General features: G+C 46.2%; 5 protein-coding genes. 2 read left to right on the top strand and 3 right to left on the bottom strand.

The genetic code is table 11. From position 1 onward, the window contains the following. Together ABW391_RS28470 and ABW391_RS28465 are read left to right on the top strand one after the other, a co-directional pair. Positions 1–631, top strand: a 631-nt coding sequence (locus tag ABW391_RS28470; RefSeq protein ID WP_353485300.1) for a TetR/AcrR family transcriptional regulator, incomplete at its 5' end; no start/stop codon positions are given. A gap of 56 nt (positions 632–687) precedes the next feature. Next, positions 688–1,467, top strand: a complete 780-nt coding sequence (locus ABW391_RS28465; RefSeq protein ID WP_353485299.1) for an SDR family NAD(P)-dependent oxidoreductase — start codon at positions 688–690, stop codon at positions 1,465–1,467. A 19-nt stretch (positions 1,468–1,486) separates the two neighbouring features. Here the strand turns inward: ABW391_RS28465 and ABW391_RS28460 are convergent, their stop codons facing one another. The 3 genes from ABW391_RS28460 to ABW391_RS28450 all read right to left on the bottom strand — a co-directional run bounded on the left by ABW391_RS28460 (position 1,487) and on the right by ABW391_RS28450 (position 4,922). Continuing rightward, positions 1,487–3,262, bottom strand: a complete 1,776-nt coding sequence (locus ABW391_RS28460; RefSeq protein ID WP_353485298.1) for an FAD-dependent oxidoreductase — start codon at positions 3,260–3,262, stop codon at positions 1,487–1,489. A 338-nt stretch (positions 3,263–3,600) separates the two neighbouring features. Beyond that, positions 3,601–4,290 (bottom strand): outer membrane beta-barrel protein, encoded by a 690-nt coding sequence (locus ABW391_RS28455; RefSeq protein ID WP_353485297.1) that lies wholly within the window; start codon positions 4,288–4,290, stop codon positions 3,601–3,603. Positions 4,291–4,313: 23 nt separating this feature from the next. Further along, positions 4,314–4,922 carry a hypothetical protein gene (locus ABW391_RS28450; protein WP_353485296.1) on the bottom strand — a complete coding sequence of 203 codons (609 nt, stop codon included), beginning with the start codon at positions 4,920–4,922 and terminating at the stop codon, positions 4,314–4,316. Positions 4,923–5,021: the final 99 nt, after the last annotated feature.

Genomic DNA, 5,021 nt, shown 5'->3' with positions numbered 1-5,021 from the left:
AAGATTTATGGGCATGAGAACAGCGGAGCGAAAAGCCAAGGAAAAGGAGAATTTGCGTGCCTTGATTTTACAAGGTGCAAAAAGACTTTTCCTTGAGAAAGGAATTGAGCAAACCACCATTCGAGGAATCGCGGAAGAAATCAGCTACAGTGTAGGCACTGTCTATGTCTATTTCAAAGACAAAAATGCCATCCTGCATGGACTCCACAGCCAAGGATTTAGTGACTTGGGAGTGAGGTTTCAAGTCTTGTTCAATGTAAGAAACCCGATGGAAAGATTGCACACAATGGGTCGAGTTTACCTGCAATTTGCAGCAGAAAACCCTGACATGTACAACTTAATGCTCAACGTTAAAGCCCCGATAGAATTTCTAAACACGATTCACTCCGAAGAATGGAATGAAGGCAAAGCAACTTTTGCCGCTCTCAAAACAACGGTCAAAGACTGCATGGATGCAGGCCATTTTAAAGGACATCAACTCGAACCACTTGCTTTTATGTTTTGGAGCCTCGTGCATGGCATGTGTAGCCTGATGGTGGGGCAGCGCATCAAGGGCGTCAATTTGGAAAACCCCGATGACATTGTTGAACAAGCTTACGGGGAATTATTAAAGTTGATACAAAATCTTTAGTTTTTCAATTTAATGAACATTGTTCATTAAAGAAAAATTTCTCTTAAACAAATACAATGAAAGAATTGGCATTGCTTACCGGAGCATCTTCCGGCATTGGTTTGGAAATGGCGAAAGAACTTGCCGCAAAGCGTATCGACCTCATTTTGGTCGCCAGAAGAGGTGAAATTCTGGAAACCTTAAAGAGTGAATTGGAGAAAAGTCATGCAGTAAAAGTTCATGTTTTCATCAAGGACCTCTCCAAAGTTGAAAATGCGATGGCATTGTATCAAGAGGTGAGAGCCCAGGGCTTGCGAGTGACCATGCTGATCAACAATGCCGGAGTCGGTAATTATGGTCAATTTGCAGAAACGCCTCTGGAGCAAGAATTGGACATGATCCAGCTGAACATCTCCTCTTTGGTAGCGCTCACCAAACTGTTTTTGCCCGACATGATTCAAATGAAACATGGCCGCATTATGAACGTCGCCTCACTCTTGTCGTTTTTACCGTTTCCGTATTATTCCGTGTATTCCGCAACCAAGGCTTTTGTTTTGTTTTTCTCCGAAACTTTGCGTGCAGAGTTGGAAGGCACCAACATTACGGTGACTGCCTTGTGCCCTGGCCCAGTTGATACCGGGTTCACTACCGCCGAGATGTTGCAAACCAATGCGTACGCGACCAACAAACCCGTTGATCCAAAATTTGTCGCCAAAGAAGGCATTGAATCCATGTTGGCCGGAAAAGGCAACCAGGTGGTTGGATTTATGAATTCGTTCATCTCCAATCTGCCCCGCTTTACCCCGCGTTGGTTGCTGTTGAAAATTACCAAAAATCTGGCGAGTCAAAAAAAATAAAGCTTGAAGCTGGGCTAAGTTATTTACCCAAAGCTCGATCTATCCACCTTGCCAATTCTTTCCGAGAAACCGAGTCTTTCACCTCCGCCAATTTTTTCACTTTAAACCCTGCTTTCTGCAAGTATTTGGCCACTGTTGTTGAATTCAAAATGCCATTTTCAAGCACCTTTCTACTGGGTTGAAGTGCGTCCAATAAGACCTGTAAGTCGGCTTGGTCTACGGCTTTATCCGGATAAAAAAATTGCTCATTGGCCCAATCTACTGCTTTGGGTTCTGCGCGCATCCAGCCATGTACGCAAGCCCTTTGGATGGCACAGAAGTCGGGGTCTTGGGGGATGACATCGGTAAGTGCAAAAACATAAGCCCCCGCTGCCAGCAGTACTTCCTGCAAAGCCGGTACAGATACCTGTCGGGCTGCACTATTCTTTTTGATTGCCAATGCCGCCGCTGCTCCCGCCGCCTGTCCAATGCCCAATACCACCGGTTGCAGCCGGGTACAACCATTGACCATGTGTGATACACTGATGCTTTTTTCGGCCACGATCAGCCCATCCACTTGTTCGGGGATCATGCAGGCATAAGGCACCGTGAAAGGCGGAATTTGGTAATAATTCTTTTCGTTGTTCACCAGAGGGTTCTCTTCATGGTGGTGATCGATGGGGTAATTGCCTACCGCAACGCCAATTTTGTAAAACCCTTTTCCATTTGGGGCATAAGGATCCAGGAGGTCGTTCATGGTAAAAAACTGCAGGCCTTTGACCCTACGGGCTTCGCGGTGGTAGGGGATGAACGGCAGGCTATCCCGGGTGCCAAATTCGTTGTACAAACCCAGGTGGTTGAAACCCGCCTTGTTTTGCAAAAACCAGACGTAGGCCAGTGTGGTCGTTTTGGCTTTCTCCAAGGCCTGTTGTCTTTCCTGGTGCGACATCCCGATCAGGTTGAGGTAGGTATCGTTGCCTTTGAGTGGCCAATTGATCATGTACTTATTGTTGGGCAATTTGCCGTAGGTGATCAGTGCAGCGCAGGCGTGGCGGGCGTTGTTGGGATCGGGGCAAACCTCTTTGCAAGTACATTCAAAATCGCTTAGGTCATACCCCTTTGGAAGCGATATGGGAGGCGCCTTTTCTGCACCATAATCCTTTAGAATCGCGACGTAAGTGAGATCTTGAATGTTGTTGGGCTGGCGCTCGATAGGGGCAAGTTCTTCTCCGGTCAAACTGCGCGGATCTTGTCCTATGTAGTGTTCACAACCAGCCATAGCCATCACGTCGCCCAATTCTGTGGCATCGATGGTGATTTTGGCTTGGACTTCCAATTTTTCGCCTTTGGCGTTTTCAAAAATCACCCCACGCACTTGCTTGCCTATTTTCAATACCTGAACCGGAAAATATCCGTGGATTCTTTTGACTTGAGGATAAGGATCGAGCATTTGATTGAGAATCTGGTTGCCAACTGCAGGTTCGTACTGGGTTTCGCTCACCCAACCGGTGGCCAATGCCTTGTGGCCGCCGTAGTGTTGCTCCAGTTTGCTGCGAAATTCGCCCCAAATCCCGGAAGGCATTTTGTGGTTGCCATCGATGGCACTTACGCCCGACGCAGTGAGCATGCCGCCTAGCCAGGGTGTTTCTTCCACCAGGATAACTTTGCGCCCCATGCGTGCGGCTTGCAAGGCGGCGGCTGTTCCCGATGCACCTCCTCCGGCGATGAGGATTTCGGTTTTGAGGGATGTTGGGGCTTGTGCTTCGAGTTCGACAAAACAGGTGATCAGGAAAAGCAGGAGCAGGATTGGTCTCATGAGCAGGTTTGGTTGGATGCACCAAATATAGAATTTTTTTTGGCAGCTTCGCTGCTTTGTATTTCCACCACCTGAGGCACTTTAGAAACTTAAGATACACCTCAGCAACCGTTTTCTATTTCGTTAAAAATAGGCTGTGGCAGGTTTATCAATTCAACTATTTCAAAAAAGTCCAGTCAAAATCTACCAATATTTCGCTTTCATTCCTCAGGTGGGTCTCAGGTGCCTGAGGTGACTAAGGTGGTGGAAATACAAAGCAGCGAAGCTGCCGCTGGAGTAACGTGAGTTATTAAATGCCGACAAGTGTCCATCCAAAAGATTTCCCTATTTCATTTCCTTTAGGGGCGAAAAAAATAACTCACCCCAATTCCCAAAATCCCGGTAGTGGAAAAATTCCCGGAAAAACTGGCCGAGGTATTGTAGCTCGATTTGGGTTGATAAGCAAGGGAAAGCCCACCGAAAGAACCATTGAGACCAAAGCGAGGACTCAAAAAATAGACCAATCCAGGATTGAAATTGAGCGAAAAATTGGTTTGACTCGACTTGGAAACTTGTTCAGTTTGTCCCTGAGGCGTATCGGTTGATTCATTGCGAAGAAAATTCGCCCCAAAGCTCGCCGCCAGAACAAAATAAAAGCGCTCGGAAAGCGGGACGAAACGGCTAAGACCCACCGACAATCCAAGATTGGTGTAAATTCTTTTGGTGTCGACATATTGACTGGTATACAGTTGCTCGCCGCTAGCGGAAATTCCGGCAGGGGTGTACACATAATTGAAACCGACGTCTTTGCTTTCACTGATGCTCGCTCCGAGGGTATAAGCAACATTGTCCTTGAAAAAGTGACCGCCATATACACCAATGTTAGTGCTATTTCCGCTGCTCTTTTGGTTGAGTGCGTTTTTGTAATTGTTGTTGTAAAACGACAAATTGCCTCCTAAAAAGCCTTGTCCTTTGGTCAATTGAGCCATTAAAGGTGTAAATAAGCTGCCTAAGCATACCAATAAAAAGATGTATGTTAATTGTTTCATGACAGAAGAATTTTTAGAGTGAATTACTTTTTAACTGATTTGGAAGCTGGTGGGAAATAATACCGCAGGCTAAATACCGGGGTTGAGCGCAGCTCTACTTTGCTGTTGTGGTCGTCATATTCCAGGTTTGCAGTGCGGTAGTGGCTACTGGCATAAGCGATTTCTCCAATTGTCGCTTCCAGGGCAAAACGAGGGCTGATAAAATAACTGATAGCAGGCAGGAGTCGAACGCCGAACGACGTCTGCTTATTGATGCCGCCATTGAGGTTAAACCGGACCTCCGTTTGCAAGTGAACCAGCGCGTAGAAATTGGATTTGAGGTCAAAATAACGCCGTACAAAAGGGCCTACGCCCAATCTGACAACATTCAGATTTGTGGAGCGATAGAACTCAAGAGGGGGGATACTGAGGCCAATGCTCCATTTGGGCGACAACATCAAACCCAAATTCGGCTCAATATTGAGGGAAGATTTGGCTTGAAAGGAAAATTGTCCGCCTAGATGGAATTGTCCAGCTTGTACTTGTGCAGAAAGGGTTTTGTTGAACCCCACAAGAATGAATAAGAGCAGTAGAAACTGCCATGGTGGCAATTTGTATCTACAGGGGAGATACAGTGTTGAAATTGGGTACATATTGCTGAGTTTGAATCGAAAAGCAAGATTGCTTTCCTAAAAGACGACCTCAGCAATGCAATTGCGGCTTAAAAAAGTGCTAATGTTTTGTTAAAAAAT

Source organism: Haliscomenobacter sp., assembly GCF_040403615.1.
Classification (GTDB): domain Bacteria; phylum Bacteroidota; class Bacteroidia; order Chitinophagales; family Saprospiraceae; genus Haliscomenobacter.
This window is presented reverse-complemented; position numbering and strand designations above follow the sequence as displayed.

Excerpts from the sequence above, each read along its gene's own strand:
- ABW391_RS28465 (WP_353485299.1), top strand. The coding sequence starts at position 688 with ATGAAAGAATTGGCATTGCTTACCGGAGCATCTTCCGGCATTGGTTTG.
- ABW391_RS28460 (WP_353485298.1), bottom strand. The coding sequence starts at position 3,262 with ATGAGACCAATCCTGCTCCTGCTTTTCCTGATCACCTGTTTTGTCGAA.
- ABW391_RS28455 (WP_353485297.1), bottom strand. The coding sequence starts at position 4,290 with ATGAAACAATTAACATACATCTTTTTATTGGTATGCTTAGGCAGCTTA.
- ABW391_RS28450 (WP_353485296.1), bottom strand. The coding sequence starts at position 4,922 with ATGTACCCAATTTCAACACTGTATCTCCCCTGTAGATACAAATTGCCA.